We start from the raw sequence: 16572 nt of genomic DNA, 5'->3' as shown, positions 1-16572 counted from the left end.
GCGCTTCCGGCATGCTCGCAGAACGTACGGGAGGCGGCGACCATGCCGGCGAAGAAGAACAAGAAGGGCCCGACCAAGGGCAGCGGCGGCAAGAACCGCCGTTCCCTCGAGGCCAAGAGCGGGACCCTGCCCGCCGAGCAGCGCCACTGGTACGAGGGCAAGCAGAAGGCCAAGGCCGCCAAGCGCCAAGCCGCGGGCGGCCCCGGTCCCAAGGGCCAGGACCGCGGCGAGCAGCGCGGCCGCAAGGTCAACTCCGACCTGCTCGTCGGACGCAACCCCGTCGTCGAGGCCCTGCGTGCCCACGTGCCCGCCAAGCGCCTGTTCCTGGCCAACAGCCTCGACTCCGACGACCGCGTCAACGAGGCCGCCCGCCTGGCCGGCGACCTGGGCGTCGAGGTCTCCGAGGTCACCCGCAACGAGCTCGACCGCCGCTGCGACAGCAACGGCCAGCCCGGTGCCGCGCACCAGGGCATCGTGCTCCAGGTGCGCCCCTACGAGTACGCCGCGCCCGAGGACCTGCTCGACCGCGCCAAGGCGGCCGACGAGCCGGGCCTCATCGTCGTGCTCGACGGGATCACCGACCCGCACAACCTCGGCGCGATCGCCCGCTCCGCGGCCGCCTTCGGCGCCCACGGCATCGTGATCCCCGAGCGCCGCACCGCCGGCGTCAACACCACCGCGTGGAAGACCTCCGCCGGGACTCTGGCGCGCCTGCCCGTCGCGCAGGCCACCAACCTCAACCGGACGTTGGAGGCCTACAAGAAGGAGGGGCTCTTCACCGTCGGCCTGGACGCCGACGGCGACACCACCCTGCCGGGCCTGCACCTGGCCACGGGCCCGCTCGTGGTCGTGGTCGGCGCCGAGGGCAAGGGCATCTCGCGCCTGGTGCGGGAGAACTGCGACGCCGTCGCGAGCATCCCGATCACCGCCGCCGAATCGCTCAACGCATCCGTCGCCGCCGGTGTGACCCTCTACGAGATCGCCCGCCTGCGCTCCGAGCAGGGCTGATCGGCCGCACCGGGGGCGCCGCGCGCGTCCCCGGTCGACACCGGACCCCGCCGAGTGGGCTGACCGCCGCGGGAACCGGTACCATTCGGTTGGACGCTCCGGCCCGCTCGGCGCGGAGCGCCCGCCAGCGTAGCTCAATCGGCAGAGCAACCGCCTTGTAAGCGGTAGGTCAGGGGTTCGATTCCCCTCGCTGGCTCTTCTTCTGACATGCAAAAAGGCCCCGTCACCTGCGAGAACAGGTGACGGGGCCTTTGTATGCGTCGGTGGCTGTCGGTGGACAGTAGCGGTCCGCGGTGAGTGGTTGTTCAGAATGCGTTCAGAAGCGCTTGCGGGCCTCCTCGATGCGCGTCTTCGCTTGTTCCTCCTCACCGACGAGGCACTTGGCGTAGATCGCCTGCAGTACCGCCACGCTGTGCCCTGCCCACTGGGCCACGAGCTTCGTCGACACCCCTGCGTTCAGCCACGTGGACACGCACGTGTGCCGAAGATCGTAGGGGCGCCGGGCCAGCGGTGAGGCCGCCTCAGACTCGGTCAGAGCCCGGTCCCGCGCTCGGGACCACGCACGTCGGTAAGTGCTGGATGCGAGCGGGGTGCCGTCGCGTACCCCAGTGAAGAGGCGCCCCCGCGAGTCGGTGCCGAACTCCTCCATGTGCTCCCACAAGAGCCTGGTCAGTTCCGGGTCGCAGGGGACGGGACGGACCTCACCCGCTCCTCGTTGCTTGGGCGCATCGCGGGTATCCCGGTTGCTGCCGTCGTCGGTGAACGCCGGCTCCGCATCAGGGGTGACCTGACCTACGTAGATGGTGCCCCAGTCGTAGGTGAGCTCCTCCTCCCCGTCTTCACTAGTGGTGTGCTTCGGTTCGGGAAGCACCAGGTCGTGCCTGCGGAGATTGACCGCTTCCTCGGGGCGGAGCGCCGCGTAGTACATCACGGCGAAGAAAGCCACCAGTCGGGGGCCGGACTTCTGGTCGGTGTGCTCGTCTCCGTACTCCCGCACGGCATTCAGCAGTTGCCCGGCTTGCCGAGGGTTGATGACGCACCGGCGGTCGACCTGGTGCACCGAGCTGGAACTCTTCACCTCGAGTTCCTTGATGGGGGAGTAGTCCAGGAGCCCTTCTGAGACCGCATGTGCGAGCGCGGCTTTGATGATGCTGTGGTTGCGTCGCTGGGATGAGACCTTCAGATTCCTGCCGTGCAGGTCACGCGTCACTGCCTGAACCATGGAGCCTGCGAGCCCGGGGTCGGAGAGCTCTCCCACGGTCCGGCAGTTCTGAGCGACCCATCGGAGGGCTGCTTCGACTTCTGCCGGCTGTTGCTTCGCTCGGTTCGTCTTGCTGAAGGCCCAGCGTTTCAGCGCACCTCGGAGCAGGATCGGATCCGGCATGCCCCGGTCGGTGCTGAGCAATGCTGTCGTCGCCATCATCAGCGCGAACGCGATGTTCGCCCGATGCTTGGCCGATGTGTCGGACCACTTGTGGTCGACGTAAGAGACAGCGAAGTCGTACCAGGTCACCCCCTGGCGCTCCTGTGCCTCCTTGTCGGCTGTGGCTCGAAGGACGCTCACAGGGCGTCCGCGGCTGATGCTGAACGCTTCGCCGCGGCTCTGAGCTTGCACGAGTTGCGCTCGGAAGGCCTCGGCCTGGCGTCCTGAACGGAGGGGCTCCCGGTGCCGTTTCGTGCCGACCCGCCACCGGACGGTGTGGGTGGTGGCCCGGGCACCCTTGTAGACCTCGGTCTTCCAGATGGCGACCTTGTAGCTCAGGTCGTCGGGGTCGATCATCAGGAGGTTTCCTCGGCGGTGGTCATGAACTTGTCGAATTCGGCACGGCGGATGCGCAGGCTCCCGTTCGGGAGCTTCGCGCACTTCGGGGCACGCCCCTTCTTCCGCCAGTCGTAGAAGGTGTCGCGGCTGATCAGCAGCTCCTCGCAGAACTCGTCGACCGTCAGCCACCCGCGGCCGCGCTGTGCCGGGATCTTGGGGGTCTTGGTGCTCATGCGGGGGTGACCTCCCTGCTCGGGAACGTCATGATGCAGCCGTCGGTCATGATGGAGGAGCTCCGTTCCTTGCTGAGGTGTGGGGCGCGGTCCCGGCGGTGCTTGGCGGTACAGGCCGGGGCCGCTTTCGTGTGGGCGGTCAGGACGGGACTCATCGACGGAGCCTCCTGTCCTGGCCGTTCATCTCCACGCGTGTGGTCATCTCGATCAGCCGGGAGGCGATCCGGTCGCCCAGCAGCTCGGGCAGGGCCGCCGGCGGCGGGTTGCTGGTGATCAGGGTCGGCAGCATGCGGTTGTAGCGCTGGTTGACGATCCGGTAGGTGACCTCCTCCGTCCAGGCCGAGCTTTTGGTCGTGCCGAGGTCGTCCAGGAGTAGGAGCGGGACATTCAGGACGCGGCGCAGGTGCCGTTCGCGTTCCTCGTCGGTGGCCGCCCCGGGCCGCAGAGCGGCGTAGAGGTCGGGGAACGTGGTGGCCACGAACGCGAACCTCGCGGGGCCCTTCAGGGCGATCCTGCGGACGGCCCCGTAGGCGGCGTGGGTCTTGCCCGTGCCCGTGCCGCCCCAGAGCATCAGGGAGGGTGCCTGCGTCGGGTCCGCGGCCACCCGGTCGGCCCAATCGCACACCTGAGGGTGCTCGGTGGAGGCCGTCAGGTAGCGGGGCGGCGTGGTGGTCTCGAACCGGGACAGGGCGCTGTTCACGCGCTGCCTGTGGTGGAACTCGGGGTGGCCCGGCAGGTCGGGGTGCGGATCGTCCTCGACGGGACCGGGTGTGGTGTCCAGCCCCTTCTGGTCGATGATGTGGCGCAGCCGATGGAGCAGATCTGCGTCTCGAGTGCTCATGCAGGGCCTCCTCATGCCCAGGGGTCGGGGTTGTCTCCGTAGTCGGAGGGGTTGCGGTAGGGCGTGTGGCCTCCCACGACGCGGAGGTTGGGGCGTGGTGCGCTCTTGTTGATGGCGATCCGCAGGCTGTCGGCGGTCAGGGAGAAGCGGCCCTCGGCGGCGATGTGGCGCAGGCCGCGGATGATCTCCTCGTCCGAGTAGCACCCCGCATCTACGGCTTTCCGGACGATCCCTCGGACCTTGTCCGGGTTGGTCATGTGGTTGGTGGCGTCCTCGTAGACGGCCGAGAGGGCCTTGACCCGCCCGTGCCGGCTGCGGTGATCGGGCGGGGCCGAAGGGGCCTGTGGAGCGGGTTCCGAGCGCTCTTCCCCTATAGGGGGCGCTTCCTTCGTGACCCCCGGGGGTGACGAAGGAACGGCTCCTCGTGACCCCCGGGTGTGATCTGTTTCGTCGGAAACAGGTGACCCCCGGGGGCGATTGGTTTCCTCGGAAACAGGTCTTGGTTCTGTCCTTTGTTTCTTCGGAAACAAGGGACCCCCGGGGGTCACCAATGCACTTTCCGGGAGTGCGGCCTCGAACGCGCTCTTGGCTCCCCGTGAGCCCCGTCGGGTGCGCTTGAGCAACCCGGATTCGATGGCTGCGCTCAGCCTCGACGAGATGCGGCGAGGGGAGCGTGAGAGGAGCTGTGCCAGCTCCTCTCGGTCGGCCTCGACCCTTCCGTCCTCGTCCATCCCCTCGGCCAGCGTGAGGAGCACCACACGCACCGCGTCCGAGATCGAGGCCGTGCCGAGCACGTGCCGGAGCCACCGGATGCGGAGGTTGTCGTGGGCGGCTGGCCTCACACGAAGATCCGCCACATGTCGAACTCCGCGTCGGGGGCCTTCGGCAGCAGAACGCCGCCCGCGGCCACGCACCGGCCCACGTCGCTGTAGTCCCAACCGCGCAGGTCGTGTTCCTCCAACAGGTCCTCGACCAGGTCGAAGTAACGCTGCTCGGCCTCCGCCCAGTCGTTGGTGAGCTCGACCCGTTCGATGAGCAGGTGATCCCCGGTCGTGGTGACCGCCCAGGAACCGCCCGAGCAGGCACGCAGGGCCACCCCGAGGTCGGCCACGTTGAGGCGATGCCACATCTCGTCCGCCTCGTCCTCGTCGATCGGGTCTTCGATGAGCTCCTCGGCGCGGTACCGGTCGAGGGCCGACCACCGCTCGGGCACGGTCTGTCGGAGCTCGGCGGCCAGAGTTCGGGCGCGCTCGGGGCGGCCGCGCTGGTACAGGTCGTACACCTTCATGCTGTCCTCCTCAGATGGATCGGTTTGTAGGCGCGGGGTGTTCGGCGTTCAAGGCAGCACCTGAACGAGGAGATCGGGATCCTCGAGCAGGTGCTGAGGTGAGAGGCCGGCGTTCACCGCCGACCGGACAGGCGCAGGGGCATGAGCACGTTCCAGTTCCGGTCGTCGCTGTCGGTGCCGGTGGCGATCACGGGTTTGGTCTCCGTGGCCAGGGCCAACCGGGCCTGCTCGGAGCGGGTGCCTGACAAGGCTCCGAGCAAGTAGCCCGCGTTCATGCCCAAGGTGACGCCGTCCTCGTCGAGTTCGCCCTCGACCTCAACGGGCAGTGTCTCGGCGGTCTCCTCACCCTCTTGACCGCCGCGAACGGTCGCCTCGTTGCCTGCCACGTGCAAGGTGATGGGAACCGACGCGGGGGAGAACAGCCGCGCCCGCTCGACCGCCGCGGTGAGCACGGTGGTCTCCACGATCACGGTGGCCGTGTGGCGGGAGCGAGCGGAGTCAAGGAAGGCTTCGACCTTCGGGAACTCGTAGTCCAGGCAGCGCATCATCAGCGTGCGCGCGTGGGTGATCAGGCCGATCAGGTCGTCGCCTGCGGCCAGATCCACGTCGCCGATCAGGCCGCGTGCTGCCCGGGCCAGGGTCGCGGCCGCCACGATGGAATCCTTCGGGCCTGCTTCGGGCGCGGAGATCGTGGGTGTCCACGGCACGGTCGCGTGGGAGGCCTGGTACCTGTCGGTGGAGGCCAGGGAGAGACCGTCGTCGCCGAACACCAGCTGCATCCCGATCAGGTGCGGGATTGCGTCGTCGGTCCCGGCGGTGGCGGCCACCCGTGCCGTGGCCGGGGCCAGGTCGGAGGCCTCGCACCGGCCCACTGTGTTGGGAACCTCCGGCGGAGCGGGGTACTCATCGGCGGCCAGAGTGTGCAGGCGGGCGTTCACCGGTCCACACCGCAGGCGGGCGGTAGCCTCCTCGATCTCCAGACGCAGCTCTCGGTCGGCAGGGAGTTTGGCCACCAGGGTGGACAGCAGTCGCCCGGGGAGCACGGCGATGCCCTCTCCGCTTGTGTCGGCTTCCACACGGGCCGAGGCCCAGGTCTTGTGGTCGGTCGCGTCCAGGGCCAGGCGGCCTTCGGTCACGCTCAGGCGGATCCCGGCCAGGACCGGCACGGCGGGGCGGGTCGGGCAGTGGTCAGACACCCACTTCAGGTGGGCGGCCAGTTCGTTGACGGGCACGGTCAACTCGAACATCTGGGGAGCCCTTTCTGGTAGAACCGGGAACAGAACGGGCCCGCCACAGCTGGAATGTGGCGGGCCCGTTTCGTGTGCGGTGTCGGTGGTCTCAGGCGGCGGTCTCGCTTGCGTCGGGGTGAGGTCGGGAGCGCGGGTCGTCGAGGTCGATGCCGGCCCACCGGGTGCTGGGGACCCACCCGCGAGCGGCGGCCCGTGAGCGACGTCCCTCCGGGCCCAGGCCCGGCCCGCTCCCTCCGGGCGGTTGTCCGGCCAAGTCCCTGTAGGCCCTGGAGATCGAGCTGGCCAGGGACGCGTCGATGCGCCTCCGGTCGGTGTGGCACCAGGCGCTCATCGTCTTGACCGAGCAGAGAGCGGTCTCGGCGATGTCGGAGGTGCGGTGGCCGTCGGCCCGCAGCGCCTGCAGGCGCCGTACCGAACCCGTGGCGTCGACCCTGGCCGGGGGCGAAGCGACTTCCTTGGGCGGGGGCGGTGCGGGATAGTGGGGCTCGCGCCCTCGCAGGCGCCGCCGGCGCTCGACGGTGCGGGCGTGGGTCGTCGCCCCGCCCCACACCCCGTACTTCTCGTAGGTGGCCAGGGCGGCGTCGAAGCAGTCCGTGCGCACCGGGCATGCGGCGCATACCTGCTGGGCCTCCGCCTGGCGGTCCTCGTCGAAGAAGAGCTCGGTGTCCTCATCCCGGCAAGCAGCTCGGGTCCGCCAGGTGGGGTCCGTGGGCGGGGGCAGCGTCTTCATCAGCGCTCACCCCCGATCAGGGCGGCCAGGACCCGTTCGAGGCTCAGCTGCTCCTCTCCGGAGGGGACCTGCCGATAGGTCTCGGCCAGGAAGTCCTCGAGCTCCCCGCGGCGGGCCAGGTAGCGGGACCAGCGGCCGGTCACCGCGTCGAAGAGGTTGATGACCACGAGGGCCGGGTCCTGGGCCCACACAGCGATGCGGAAGTCTCCGTCGCCCGCCCAGGAAGCCGTTCCGCGGGCAAGCACGTCGCGGTCGACCTCCCAGCACAGGTAGGCCTCGGGCTCTTCGGGGTCGAGGACGAAACGGATCTCTACGGAGTAGGAGACCTCACCGTCCCAGGTCAGGACGAGGTCGTGCGGGATCTGGTCGAGGAGGTCAGCGTGCTCGGTGCGGCCGCCGACCCCCAGCCACTGAGTCGGGTGGGTGACGGTCATCGGGAATCTCCTTTGCGGTGGGTGGTCGGGCAGCCCCAGGGCATGCACGCACCGGCCCCGAGGCACGGCCACAGATGGATGTGCAGGTGCGGGACCGTCTGTCCTGCTTCGGGGCCAACATTCAGAGCCATGTGCTCACCAGGTCGCACCGTCTGGGCGGCCCGGCGTGCGGCCGTGGCGGTCACGACGGGGTCGGTGACCGCGGTTTCCACGTGGGTGCGGGGCAGGACCAGGCGGTGGCCGTCGGCCACAGGCTGCAGCGGTGCGATCGCGATGGCGTCAGGCCACACCTGGACCACCTCAGCCGGTGCCTGGTCGTTGATGATCTGGCAGAACACGCAGATCACGGCCGCTCCACCACCGGCTTCGTGAGGTGCCGGGGGTCGAGCTGCACGTCGTGGCCCATCTCCTCCAGGCGCTCGACCACGGACCGTGCGACGTTCGGCGCTCGGTGCTGGCCGCCAGCGCATCCGATGGCCACGACGACGTCGGCTCGGGCCGGACCGGAGGTCATCGCCACGGAGGCGGCCATGATCGCGTCGACGAGCTCGGGGATGCCGGGTGTGCCCAGCACCTTCGCCCGCACACGGGGGTTGGAGCTGGTCAGGTGACGGAACTCCGGATCGATGTGCGGGTCCCGAAAGTGGCGCCGCAGGTCGAAGACCATGTGCGCCTCCGCAGGCGGGGGCGAGTGCAGGTAGCCGAAAGAGATCACACGGATCAGCGGGGGGAGTTCCATCAGCGCCGCCCTCCCAGCCAGTACTCGCCGGGCTCGGTCGTATAGGCGGTCTCTGCCACGGCGAGGTCCTCGGAGGAGAGCCAGCTCAGACGGCCCGCCTCCCAGAGCAGGCGCAGCCACACAGCCTCGAGGGACTCGTCGGGCTGCTCCTCGGCGCGTCCGCCGTCGCGGTAGTGGGCCAGCGTCGCGTGGGCGAGGTCGTTCACTTCGACCGGCGAGTAGAAGCGCGCGCCCTTGGTCTCTCCCTCGGCTGGGGTGACCTGCCCTTCGGCTGTGGCGATGGCCAGGTGCCAGTAGTGACCGGGCGTGGGCCGGTGGGGGAGGCTGGCACACAGGTTGGGCAGGAACCCTTCCCAGAGCAGCCCGGAGCCGGTCACCGTCAGGCCGACTTCCTCTTCGACCTCGGCGACCAGGGCAGCGGCCACGTCGGTGTGTTCGTCCCTCACGTGCCCCGCGACGGGAGCGGTGCCCTTGGGCCACCAGCCGCGGGTGACCATGAGGAGGTTGTGGCGTTCGTCCTCGATCATCACGCCGATCGAGGTTCCGCAGCAGCGCTTCGCGCTCATACTAGGGGTGCTCCTTCCAGGAGTAGGAAGACCCGCCCCGGTAGATGGTCGGCAAACCAGCGGGGCGGGTCTTCTCCGTTCGGGACCGGATGGTCCCCCCGCCCACCAGTGCGGGAGCTGGTGGGCAGAGGCATCACCGGGGTCAGTGGTTGTTGTGCGGGTAGGAGGCGCGAGGGTCGCTGGTCTCGTAGTGCTGCAGGCAGACCGGGCACTGGACGATGACGCCGGCCAGGATCAGCGACCGGTGGATCAGGAGGGCGAGTGCGGCGCGGGGGGTTGCGCTTCGCATACGGTGTAGTCCTCTCTGCGGAGAGAAGACGGCCCCACCGGTGCCTGGAAGCTGCGGTGGGGCCGTCGTTGTGTGTGGGTGGACCAGGCGGTCCCCCCGCCCACCAGCGCGGAAGCTGGTGGGCAGAGGCATCACCTCGTCGTCCGGGGTCATGCCGCTCTGGAGGTCAGAGCCAGTTCCCCACGTCCGGCCTGAACGAGCAGGCCGTGTTCGATGAGAACCCCCTTGGCGTTGTAGACCGCCCTCTCCGAGCGACCGATCACCCCGGGGATGTCCCGGGTGCGGCTGATGCCGTCCGAGACCGCTTCGTACACCGCCCGCTGAACTGCGGTCAGGCCGGAGGTGTCGACGAGGTCCTCGTCGTCCTCGGCGGGTGTGTTCACCAGCTCGCTCAGGGAAGGCAGGACGGCCAGTTCGGGCAGTGCCGAGCCGTCTCCGCCTGTGGTGCTTGTGGCCGCGGCCGCCGGCGTGGTGTGCCCGTTGCCGAAGAGGAAGTCGTTGATGTCGATCTCGCCGCGCTTGAACGCGTCGATGTCGGCCCCGACCGCTTCGGCCTTGGCCTCTGCGGTGATCTCGTGTCTCCTCTCGTATGCCTGGTTCTGGTAGAGGTCGATGACGGTCGCCGAGTCCTCCTCGAGCACCCGGGTGGGATAGCGGGCCAGGTCCGGGCCGAAGTCCTCGGTGTAGGCGCCGCGGAAGGTCGCCGACCTGGAGTGCTTGGCGCCCGTGGCGTCCGTGGTCTCGAGCGAGTAGGCGTAGCCGCCGCCGTCGGGCAGGTCGGCAGGGTTGGCGGAGAAGTTCGGCAGGATGCCTGCGCTGATGCGGTTGGTGGAGAACATGACCACCCCGTTGCCGCGCAGCAGTGAGGACCGCAGCGGGCCGCTGTTGCCGAAGGCCTTCAGGGTGGTGTCCTGCGAGGCGCAGATGAGCGCGACGCCGACCTTGCGCCCTGTGCGTCCGATCAGCTCGGCCAGCTCGGCGTTGCTCTTGCCGGCGAACCCGCTGGCCTTGCGAATGCGCACGTAGTCGGTCAACACCAAGTGGGACTCGTCGATGATCAGGACCAGCCCCGGGCGCTCAGACGAGGGAGTGAACCCCTTGGCCTGGGCCGCCTTGTTCTGCATCTGGCGCATCTTCATGACCGCGCAGGCCGCCTCCAGAGCTTGGCGGGCCTTGGACGGCGACTCCGAACAGTCCCAATCGGCGTGGGCGGCTACCAGCGGGGAGGAGGCGCCTTCCTGGCCGTCGAGGTACCAGTACGCGGTGGTGCCCGAAGCGAGCAGGCCCAGAGCGATGAGGTTGAGCAGCTCCGACTTGCCCGATCCCGTGTCACCGAAGATGTAGCCGCCGTAGAGGCTGTTGGGCCGGTAGGTCTTCCACGACTTGACCCCAACGCCGTCGGCGTAGGGACCCAGAGTGATGTCCCCGGCCTTCGCGTTCCACAGGGGCAGGTCCGCTACGACCGGGCCGTCCTCGTCGTGGGTGACCGGGACCCCATCGGTGACCGGCGAGTCCACGGTCACCCGAAGTACCGCCCGGGTCGGGCGTCCGGTGGGGTGGCGTTCCAGGCTGATCATCGGCACGTCGACGTCGATGGCGGTGGAGATCGCCGTAGCCTTCGCCCTCAACTCGGCCAGACCGCCCCCGCCCGGTCGCAGCAGCACGGTCCACTGATGGCCGTGTTGGGTGCGTTCGTAGTCGGTCAGGCTGGTACCGGCCAGCGGCTTGTTCTCGGCGGCGAGATTGGCGGCCCAGGCCTCGGCGATGTGGTCGACATCGGCAATCTCCTCCGCGGCCTGCTCCTTGGCCTGAGCGGCAGCCTCGGGGTATGCGATGCGGTGGGTGCGCCACCAGTGGGCCGACAGGGCAACCAGCGCCCCCAGACCGCCGGTGGCGAGCATGTGGGCTCCGTCGAAGCCCACCAGCAGTGAGCACACCATCCACGTCCAGGCAGTCGACCCGACGAGGACCATGCGCAGCGGATGGGCCCGGAGCCACGCCCCCGCCTCGGCCCACCAACCAGCTCGTCGCGTCCGCACGGCGGCGAGGGTCGCAGCCATGAGCGCTCCGGTGCCGGCCGCACATGCCCACGGGCCGACCGCGAGCTGAGCCGCTTGCGCGATCAGTGCGGTTGCTGCGACCGCCGCACCGACCAGATGGGGCTGGTACTGCAGGCGCAGTCGGTGGCGCAGGGCGGTGTCCTCGACGCGGCGGAGACGTTCGAGGAATGCTGTCGCCTGCTCCTTGCCGGTGGTGGCCTCGTTCTCCTGGGACCTCTTGGTTCCGGCGGCGCTGTGGCTCTCGGCACCGGCCCGTTCCATCGCCTGAGCCAGCGTGCGTTCGAAGTCCGCCCGTAGGGCCTTCTCCAGTTCCTTCTTCGACGGCTTGGTGGTGTTGGCCATCGCGGGCTCCTCCCTCGCGGTGCGGGCGCCTCGGCAGGCTCAGGACGCGCGTCCGGCGGGCGGCCGGGCGGTGTCCTCAACCTTCGAAACTCGTAACTGTGTGTAAGAGGTGGTGGGTTTTGCAGTTCTGCACTCTGCTCTCGACTCCCACCGCCTCGACCACCCCGTTCACCAAGAAAATCGGGGTGAATCGGACATGCGGTGGGGGTTTTGCAGTCGCTGTGGGGGTGTTTTGCAGTCGCTCCTGCACCCGACTGCAAAACACCCAGAGTGAGAACCGGGGGTGGGGCGCCCATGTCGAGCGCCCCACCAGAGCCGTCTACCGGCCGCCGGTCACGAACTCCTTGTCGCCGGCGTCCGGGGTGGCGTCGTAGGCCTCCTGGACGGTCTTCATCCGCTCCATGTCTTCCTTCCAGGCGGAGGCCAGGGAGGTGAGCGCGTCCAGAGCCTCCATCACCTGCTGACCGCGGCCGGTGATGGAGGCCCCGACCTTGCCGCGCTCCATGGCGGCCACGGCCTGCTCGGTGCCGGTCATGTTCGCCTGGCTGACGTTCTCCAGGTTCTGGGCGAAGCTGAGTGCCCCGTCCAGGCCCAGCACCTCGTTGCCGCCGTTGTTGTTCTGGTCGCTCATGCTCTGCTCCTTCTCGTTCTCAGCGTTGTCATTGACGGAGGTGGGGAAGGGCAGTACCTGACCGCCCTCCTCGTCGTTCTGCTGGTCACCCGCTGACTCGGGGCCGGTGTCTTCGGGGCGGCCCTCGTCGGTCTCGGGCGTCTCGGTGGGCTCGGCCTCCTTCTCCTGACTCGTGGGAGCGTCCTCGGTCTGGTCGTCATGGTTCAGGTCGGCCGCACGGTCGTTGAGGCGATCCAACGTCCGCTGTGCGGCGCGCAGCCGCTCGTCCTGCTCGCGGGCCTTCTTCTCGAGCTGCTGGGCGCGCTTGTGGGCTCGTGCAGCCCGCTGTTCGGCCTGCTCAGCTCGGCGGGCCTGCTCCTCAGCGCGCTCGCTCTGACGGGCGCGATCGGCCTTGGCCAGGGCCCGCTCCGCACGAGCGTCCGAAGCGGCCTGTTCGGCGTCGCGCTTGCTGTCCCGGGCCTCCATACGGGCCTTCTGCTCTTCCTGGCGGGACTGGGTGAGTGCTTCTCTGGCACGGGACAGTTGCTCGTTGGTCCGATCGAGTTCTTTCCGGGCACGCTCGTCGCGCCGCTGTTCCCACCGGTCCTCGAGCTTGCGCTCCCACTCGGCCCGGACCTGCTCTCGGATGCGGGCCCGCTCGCGTGCGCGCTCGGCCCGTTCGGGATAGCGATCGGCACGACGCTGAGCTGCCTCGATCCACTTTTCGTCCCACACATCGGCCAGGTATGCGCGCATCGCGCCGCGGCCTCGACGACGGCCGCCTCGTCCGGCTGGTGAGCCGTCGTGGTCGCCGTTCTCCTGTGCGCTCTGACGTGACCGGATACGGGCCATGCGCCGCTCATGGGCGGGCGGCGCTGTGCCTTTCCAGGCGTGGATGGCCGACTCGGCCCCCTTGCCCACGAGGAAGGTGAACACGCTCCAAGCGACGATCAACTCGAACATGGGCACCTCACCTGCTCACCGTGGACAGACCGGACTCGAGCTGTGTCGTGGCATTGCTGACCAGATCGAGCGGCAGCAGGAACGGACCCGCGGCCAGGACGAAGAGCGCCGGGGTTATCAGCGCGACCCAGGGGGTGAAGGCCTTGGTGCCCTTCTCCTTGAGCTGGAAGAACAGCCAGGTGGAGGCCGCAGCAGCGAGCAGGAGGTTGACCGTCACCCAGGCGGCGATCTGGTCGAGGGCTGTCAGCGGACCTGCGAGGGCCTGCGAGAGCGGCCAGGCGACTGCGAACCCGGCCAGCAGGCAGCAAACGGTGAGTGTGCGGCCCTTCTTCTTGAAGAACCACATGACGATGGCGATGCCGGCGGCGATCGCGCCGACCATGGATGAAACGACCACGAAGGTCCTCCTTTCTGTGTTGGGTGGCGGCTCAGGGGCCGGTCAGCCCCAGCGCCGACCAGGTGGCCGTCAGAGGCCAGGCAGGGATGCGGATCAGCAGGTCCACGAGCCAGGGGATGCCGGGGATCTGGTAGATGAGAGACGCCAGCACGATCGCGGTGATCCATCGCGAGGGCCGCTCACCCACCCACTCGAGGGCGTAGGCCGCCACCGACGTGGGGAAGCTGACGCCCCAGAACGCTGCGAGGGCCAGGTAGCGGGGCCACCCTTCTTCGGGGCCCCAAGCTCCCTGGCGGGCATAGTCGAGCTGCTTGCGCAGGCTGGGCCGGTCCTCGGACCAGATCTCGGGTGGGGTGAACGACTCCTTGACCCAGGAGCCAAGGCGTTCACCGATGCCCGGGCCGACCTTGACCGCTTCCTCCTCGGACTGGTCGGTTGCGGTGTCGGTCATTACTTCACTCCCGCAGGGGCGGCGGTGCGCCCGGCCCCGACCGGGGCGAACAGCAGCGCAGCGACGCCGATGCAGGCCACCAGCATCCAGGTCGGGACATCGGGGTAGGCCGCGATTACCCCGATGAGCAGCATCGGGACCGCAGCGAGCAGGGCGACGTCGAGAACAGGACGGAACATTTCGGTCTCCTTCTCAGGGGGCGACGACTGCCTCAGAGCAGAGGTGGTCGAGTCGGTGTGTGGTGTGTGCTGTGCGGTTTTTGGGGTGCCGCATCCTCATGCGCCGCCGGTGTCGAGTTCCTTGCGGATGCGGCGGACGGTGGACTCGCCGAGGCCGAGCGCGTCGGCGATCTCGGCCGCGGTGGCGTCGGGACGCTCGTACAGGAAGTTGGCCACCCTCTTGCGGTTCTGCAGCCCCTCGAGGCGGCGGCGTTCCTGAGCGGTCAGCGGACCCTGATCGGGCCCGTGTGAGCGGTCCTGCTCCCACGGGCGCTCAGACGCGCCGACCTGCCCGTTCTGCGGAACGGTGGAGGGCTCGTCCTGTCCGTGTGAGCGGCCGTGCTCGTGCGAGCGCTCGGACGGGCTCTCGTGTGAGCGCAGGTAGTCGGCAGCCTCGTCGGCAAGGGCATCGGCGACGACGCCGAGGCCATCTCCGGTCGCGGTCCGGTCGGGGGTGCTCGCACGGTCGGGGCCCGTGTGAGCGTCCGGCTCGGGCGGGTGCTCGGTCGGCCCGTCGGACCGGTCGATCTTGGTGATCGACTGTTTGATCGCGTCCGAGGCCGAGGTGTTGATCAGGTATGTGAGTCCGGCGAAGAGTGCGGACCCGACGCTGCAGGCGGCGCCGACCGGACCGGCCCCCAGGGTGGATCCGATGACCGAGATCAGCAGGGGCACGACCATGAGGGTCAGGAACAGGCGGCTCGTGCTCTGGTCGATGACGGTGCCGGCACGAGCGAGGATGCCCCGCCAGACGATCACCGTCGTCGACAACCCCGTCAATCCGATCTCTGCGAGGTAGCCGACCGGCTCCGGGCCGCCGTGTTGGGCGACCAGGGCGGCCAGCCCGACCGCGGACCCGATCGACAGGAGCAGGCTCGCGGTCAGGGTGATGCGGCCGAACCGGCTCTGGTGGCGCGTCATGGTCAGGATGGTTCGGGCCGGTGAGGTCGCCTGGCGGGCGGAGGCGATGACACGCTCCACTTCCGCCTGGTCCGCTTCCCGGCGGTCGGCTTCCTCGGCCTCCCTGAGCTTGCGGCGGTGCTCCAGGTCGAGCGTGGCCTGCAGGCGGGCCGCCGTGAGCTGGTCGTAGCGCTGACGGGTGGCGGGGTTGAGGGCCGGGTCCTCCAGCAACTTCTGGTCCGGGATGGACGCCAGCGTCTTGGCGTCCTGGACGGTGCGCTGGATCTGCTCGGCGGTGACCGGAGCGTCCTGGTCAGGGCGCTCCGGCCGGTTCTTCTTGCCCATGGGGGCGCTCCTTTCAGGCGTACAGGTTCACGACGAGGACGAGGGTCAGGACGAGCGGCGCGAGTCCGAAGAGCGTGAAGGCGTAGAAGTGCTGCATCAGGGCCTCCCGACGATCAGCTCGGGGTGGAGGTGGATGTGGTGCACAGACTCGTCGGCGGCGAGCACGACCAGGCGGCCCGGCTCCTCGCGCAGGAGGCGGCCGGTGACCATCGGCTCGATCCCGGTGTTCGTGCGGCGGGAAACGGTGATGGGGCGGCGCCCCGTGAGGATCTCGGTCAGGGTGCGGAAGCTCATCGGCGGACCTCGCTAGCCATCTCGGGGGAGCGTTCGCGCTCCGGAACGTGGGTGCTGATGCGTTCGGGGTCGCAGCAAGGGCTCTCGCCTTCGCCGTCCCAGTGGCGCTTACCGCACGAGCACTCCGGGGGCAGTACGCGTGCGCAATCGATCGCGAAGAGGGCGAACCCCAGGGCCGACGTAGCCATGACGGCGGCCAGAACGGGGTGGGGAACCACAACGGCCCCGAGAACCCCGACGGCGATCCCCATGGGCCAAGGGCGCAGGTCGTCAGACCTGATGAGCCGGTAGAAGGAGCCGATGCTCACGCTGCGACCTCCTGCAGCTCCTCCGGGGTGGCGCCGAGCATGTTCTCGATGAGGGTCAGCAGCTCTTCCTCGGCCTCGACCGGTGCCACCGCCTCGAGGAACTCATCGATGCTCGGGCTGTCGGCGGGAGCGTCGGCCAGGCCGAACAACCTGGCGTCGTCGACGACTGTCGCGCTGAGGATCGCCGCCGCGCTGGCCGGGTCGTCCCAGCCCTCGTCCCACTGGGGCGGGGCCTCGCGGGGTTCGTTCGGGTCGGTGCCGTGCACCAGACCGTCCTCGGGGTCCCAGTAGGCCGGCGCATAGTCGTGGGCCACCGCAACCGGGCCGAGGTCGTCGAAGAGGTCGAGGTCGTCGAAGGTAAGCTCGTCGTGCATCTCATCGCTCCATTGCTGTGGGTATGCAAGAGCCCCGCCGGGTCGCGTCCGGACGGGGCTCTCTTGCGTGTGGGGTGTTGTCGGTCAGAGGGCGAGTCCGGCCCAGAGCAACCCGACGCCTGCGAGCAGGGCCAGGAAGCCACCGGGGCCGAAAGCGGAAAGGATGATCA

Annotated in this window: 23 protein-coding genes and 1 tRNA gene; 2 read left to right on the top strand and 22 right to left on the bottom strand. The window is 69.1% G+C overall.

Annotation, left to right across the window (positions count from 1 at the left end; genetic code table 11):
* Positions 1–42 precede the first annotated feature (42 nt).
* Both rlmB and IDM40_RS08460 read left to right on the top strand, forming a co-directional pair.
* Complete coding sequence (gene rlmB / locus IDM40_RS08465; RefSeq protein WP_193121376.1) at positions 43–1008, top strand: 23S rRNA (guanosine(2251)-2'-O)-methyltransferase RlmB; 966 nt, start codon at positions 43–45, stop codon at positions 1006–1008.
* 123 nt (positions 1009–1131) lie between these two features.
* Positions 1132–1204, top strand: a tRNA-Thr gene (locus IDM40_RS08460).
* Between the two features lie 120 nt (positions 1205–1324).
* Here the strand turns inward: IDM40_RS08460 and IDM40_RS08455 are convergent.
* From IDM40_RS08455 to IDM40_RS08350, 22 genes are all read right to left on the bottom strand, one after another.
* The gene (locus IDM40_RS08455; RefSeq protein WP_193121375.1) at positions 1325–2788 is read right to left on the bottom strand and encodes a tyrosine-type recombinase/integrase; all 1464 of its coding nucleotides are present in this window, start codon (positions 2786–2788) and stop codon (positions 1325–1327) included.
* Complete coding sequence (locus IDM40_RS08450) at positions 2788–3003, bottom strand: helix-turn-helix transcriptional regulator (protein WP_193121374.1); 216 nt, start codon at positions 3001–3003, stop codon at positions 2788–2790. Before IDM40_RS08450 ends, IDM40_RS08455 begins: the two co-directional genes overlap by 1 nt.
* Positions 3000–3158 carry a hypothetical protein gene (locus IDM40_RS08445; protein WP_193121373.1) on the bottom strand — a complete coding sequence of 53 codons (159 nt, stop codon included), beginning with the start codon at positions 3156–3158 and terminating at the stop codon, positions 3000–3002. The genes IDM40_RS08450 and IDM40_RS08445 overlap by 4 nt, the downstream gene beginning before the upstream one ends.
* A complete protein-coding gene (locus tag IDM40_RS08440; protein WP_193121372.1) occupies positions 3155–3844 on the bottom strand; it encodes an ATP-binding protein in 690 nt (229 codons plus the stop codon). Before IDM40_RS08440 ends, IDM40_RS08445 begins: the two co-directional genes overlap by 4 nt.
* 11 nt (positions 3845–3855) lie before the next feature.
* Entirely contained in the window at positions 3856–4101 is a 246-nt protein-coding gene (locus IDM40_RS08435) for a hypothetical protein (RefSeq protein ID WP_193121371.1), read from the bottom strand.
* A 581-nt stretch (positions 4102–4682) separates the two neighbouring features.
* Positions 4683–5132 carry a hypothetical protein gene (locus tag IDM40_RS08430; protein WP_193121370.1) on the bottom strand — a complete coding sequence of 150 codons (450 nt, stop codon included), beginning with the start codon at positions 5130–5132 and terminating at the stop codon, positions 4683–4685.
* A gap of 113 nt (positions 5133–5245) precedes the next feature.
* Entirely contained in the window at positions 5246–6379 is a 1134-nt protein-coding gene (locus tag IDM40_RS08425) for a DNA polymerase III subunit beta (RefSeq protein ID WP_193121369.1), read from the bottom strand.
* A gap of 91 nt (positions 6380–6470) precedes the next feature.
* Positions 6471–7112 carry a WhiB family transcriptional regulator gene (locus tag IDM40_RS28930; RefSeq protein ID WP_193121368.1) on the bottom strand — a complete coding sequence of 214 codons (642 nt, stop codon included), beginning with the start codon at positions 7110–7112 and terminating at the stop codon, positions 6471–6473.
* Positions 7112–7546, bottom strand: a complete 435-nt coding sequence (locus IDM40_RS08415; protein ID WP_193121367.1) for an SsgA family sporulation/cell division regulator — start codon at positions 7544–7546, stop codon at positions 7112–7114. The genes IDM40_RS28930 and IDM40_RS08415 overlap by 1 nt, the downstream gene beginning before the upstream one ends.
* Positions 7543–7893: an HIT family protein gene (locus tag IDM40_RS08410; RefSeq protein ID WP_216630553.1), complete on the bottom strand. Its 351-nt coding sequence runs from the start codon at positions 7891–7893 to the stop codon at positions 7543–7545. Before IDM40_RS08410 ends, IDM40_RS08415 begins: the two co-directional genes overlap by 4 nt.
* Entirely contained in the window at positions 7890–8285 is a 396-nt protein-coding gene (locus tag IDM40_RS08405) for a RapZ C-terminal domain-containing protein (protein WP_193121366.1), read from the bottom strand. Before IDM40_RS08405 ends, IDM40_RS08410 begins: the two co-directional genes overlap by 4 nt.
* Positions 8285–8851: an NUDIX hydrolase gene (locus IDM40_RS08400; RefSeq protein WP_193121365.1), complete on the bottom strand. Its 567-nt coding sequence runs from the start codon at positions 8849–8851 to the stop codon at positions 8285–8287. The genes IDM40_RS08405 and IDM40_RS08400 overlap by 1 nt, the downstream gene beginning before the upstream one ends.
* A 142-nt stretch (positions 8852–8993) precedes the next feature.
* Positions 8994–9140 (bottom strand): hypothetical protein, encoded by a 147-nt coding sequence (locus tag IDM40_RS08395; protein ID WP_193121364.1) that lies wholly within the window; start codon positions 9138–9140, stop codon positions 8994–8996.
* 149 nt (positions 9141–9289) lie between these two features.
* The gene (locus IDM40_RS08390) at positions 9290–11542 is read right to left on the bottom strand and encodes a hypothetical protein (RefSeq protein WP_193121363.1); all 2253 of its coding nucleotides are present in this window, start codon (positions 11540–11542) and stop codon (positions 9290–9292) included.
* A 319-nt stretch (positions 11543–11861) separates the two neighbouring features.
* On the bottom strand, positions 11862–13115 hold the full coding sequence (locus IDM40_RS08385) for a hypothetical protein (protein WP_193121362.1): 1254 nt from the start codon (positions 13113–13115) through the stop codon (positions 11862–11864).
* Between the two features lie 7 nt (positions 13116–13122).
* Complete coding sequence (locus IDM40_RS08380; RefSeq protein WP_193121361.1) at positions 13123–13512, bottom strand: hypothetical protein; 390 nt, start codon at positions 13510–13512, stop codon at positions 13123–13125.
* A 31-nt stretch (positions 13513–13543) separates the two neighbouring features.
* Complete coding sequence (locus tag IDM40_RS08375) at positions 13544–13963, bottom strand: hypothetical protein (RefSeq protein WP_193121360.1); 420 nt, start codon at positions 13961–13963, stop codon at positions 13544–13546.
* Positions 13963–14142, bottom strand: a complete 180-nt coding sequence (locus tag IDM40_RS08370; protein WP_193121359.1) for a hypothetical protein — start codon at positions 14140–14142, stop codon at positions 13963–13965. The genes IDM40_RS08375 and IDM40_RS08370 overlap by 1 nt, the downstream gene beginning before the upstream one ends.
* 96 nt (positions 14143–14238) lie before the next feature.
* Complete coding sequence (locus IDM40_RS08365; protein ID WP_193121358.1) at positions 14239–15426, bottom strand: helix-turn-helix domain-containing protein; 1188 nt, start codon at positions 15424–15426, stop codon at positions 14239–14241.
* A gap of 96 nt (positions 15427–15522) precedes the next feature.
* A complete protein-coding gene (locus IDM40_RS08360) occupies positions 15523–15720 on the bottom strand; it encodes a hypothetical protein (RefSeq protein WP_193121357.1) in 198 nt (65 codons plus the stop codon).
* The gene (locus IDM40_RS08355) at positions 15717–16028 is read right to left on the bottom strand and encodes a hypothetical protein (RefSeq protein ID WP_193121356.1); all 312 of its coding nucleotides are present in this window, start codon (positions 16026–16028) and stop codon (positions 15717–15719) included. Before IDM40_RS08355 ends, IDM40_RS08360 begins: the two co-directional genes overlap by 4 nt.
* Positions 16025–16402, bottom strand: coding sequence for a hypothetical protein (locus IDM40_RS08350; protein WP_193121355.1), 378 nt, complete (start codon positions 16400–16402; stop codon positions 16025–16027). Before IDM40_RS08350 ends, IDM40_RS08355 begins: the two co-directional genes overlap by 4 nt.
* Between the last annotated feature and the right edge of the window lie 170 nt (positions 16403–16572).

It is taken from the genome of Nocardiopsis coralli, assembly GCF_014892575.1.
Lineage (GTDB): Bacteria > Actinomycetota > Actinomycetes > Streptosporangiales > Streptosporangiaceae > Nocardiopsis > Nocardiopsis coralli.
This window is presented reverse-complemented; position numbering and strand designations above follow the sequence as displayed.

Excerpts from the sequence above, each read along its gene's own strand:
- rlmB (WP_193121376.1), top strand. The coding sequence starts at position 43 with ATGCCGGCGAAGAAGAACAAGAAGGGCCCGACCAAGGGCAGCGGCGGC.
- IDM40_RS08455 (WP_193121375.1), bottom strand. The coding sequence starts at position 2,788 with ATGATCGACCCCGACGACCTGAGCTACAAGGTCGCCATCTGGAAGACC.
- IDM40_RS08450 (WP_193121374.1), bottom strand. The coding sequence starts at position 3,003 with ATGAGCACCAAGACCCCCAAGATCCCGGCACAGCGCGGCCGCGGGTGG.
- IDM40_RS08445 (WP_193121373.1), bottom strand. The coding sequence starts at position 3,158 with ATGAGTCCCGTCCTGACCGCCCACACGAAAGCGGCCCCGGCCTGTACC.
- IDM40_RS08440 (WP_193121372.1), bottom strand. The coding sequence starts at position 3,844 with ATGAGCACTCGAGACGCAGATCTGCTCCATCGGCTGCGCCACATCATC.
- IDM40_RS08435 (WP_193121371.1), bottom strand. The coding sequence starts at position 4,101 with ATGACCAACCCGGACAAGGTCCGAGGGATCGTCCGGAAAGCCGTAGAT.
- IDM40_RS08430 (WP_193121370.1), bottom strand. The coding sequence starts at position 5,132 with ATGAAGGTGTACGACCTGTACCAGCGCGGCCGCCCCGAGCGCGCCCGA.
- IDM40_RS08425 (WP_193121369.1), bottom strand. The coding sequence starts at position 6,379 with ATGTTCGAGTTGACCGTGCCCGTCAACGAACTGGCCGCCCACCTGAAG.
- IDM40_RS28930 (WP_193121368.1), bottom strand. The coding sequence starts at position 7,112 with ATGAAGACGCTGCCCCCGCCCACGGACCCCACCTGGCGGACCCGAGCT.
- IDM40_RS08415 (WP_193121367.1), bottom strand. The coding sequence starts at position 7,546 with ATGACCGTCACCCACCCGACTCAGTGGCTGGGGGTCGGCGGCCGCACC.
- IDM40_RS08405 (WP_193121366.1), bottom strand. The coding sequence starts at position 8,285 with ATGGAACTCCCCCCGCTGATCCGTGTGATCTCTTTCGGCTACCTGCAC.
- IDM40_RS08400 (WP_193121365.1), bottom strand. The coding sequence starts at position 8,851 with ATGAGCGCGAAGCGCTGCTGCGGAACCTCGATCGGCGTGATGATCGAG.
- IDM40_RS08395 (WP_193121364.1), bottom strand. The coding sequence starts at position 9,140 with ATGCGAAGCGCAACCCCCCGCGCCGCACTCGCCCTCCTGATCCACCGG.
- IDM40_RS08390 (WP_193121363.1), bottom strand. The coding sequence starts at position 11,542 with ATGGCCAACACCACCAAGCCGTCGAAGAAGGAACTGGAGAAGGCCCTA.
- IDM40_RS08385 (WP_193121362.1), bottom strand. The coding sequence starts at position 13,115 with ATGTTCGAGTTGATCGTCGCTTGGAGCGTGTTCACCTTCCTCGTGGGC.
- IDM40_RS08375 (WP_193121360.1), bottom strand. The coding sequence starts at position 13,963 with ATGACCGACACCGCAACCGACCAGTCCGAGGAGGAAGCGGTCAAGGTC.
- IDM40_RS08370 (WP_193121359.1), bottom strand. The coding sequence starts at position 14,142 with ATGTTCCGTCCTGTTCTCGACGTCGCCCTGCTCGCTGCGGTCCCGATG.
- IDM40_RS08365 (WP_193121358.1), bottom strand. The coding sequence starts at position 15,426 with ATGGGCAAGAAGAACCGGCCGGAGCGCCCTGACCAGGACGCTCCGGTC.
- IDM40_RS08360 (WP_193121357.1), bottom strand. The coding sequence starts at position 15,720 with ATGAGCTTCCGCACCCTGACCGAGATCCTCACGGGGCGCCGCCCCATC.
- IDM40_RS08350 (WP_193121355.1), bottom strand. The coding sequence starts at position 16,402 with ATGCACGACGAGCTTACCTTCGACGACCTCGACCTCTTCGACGACCTC.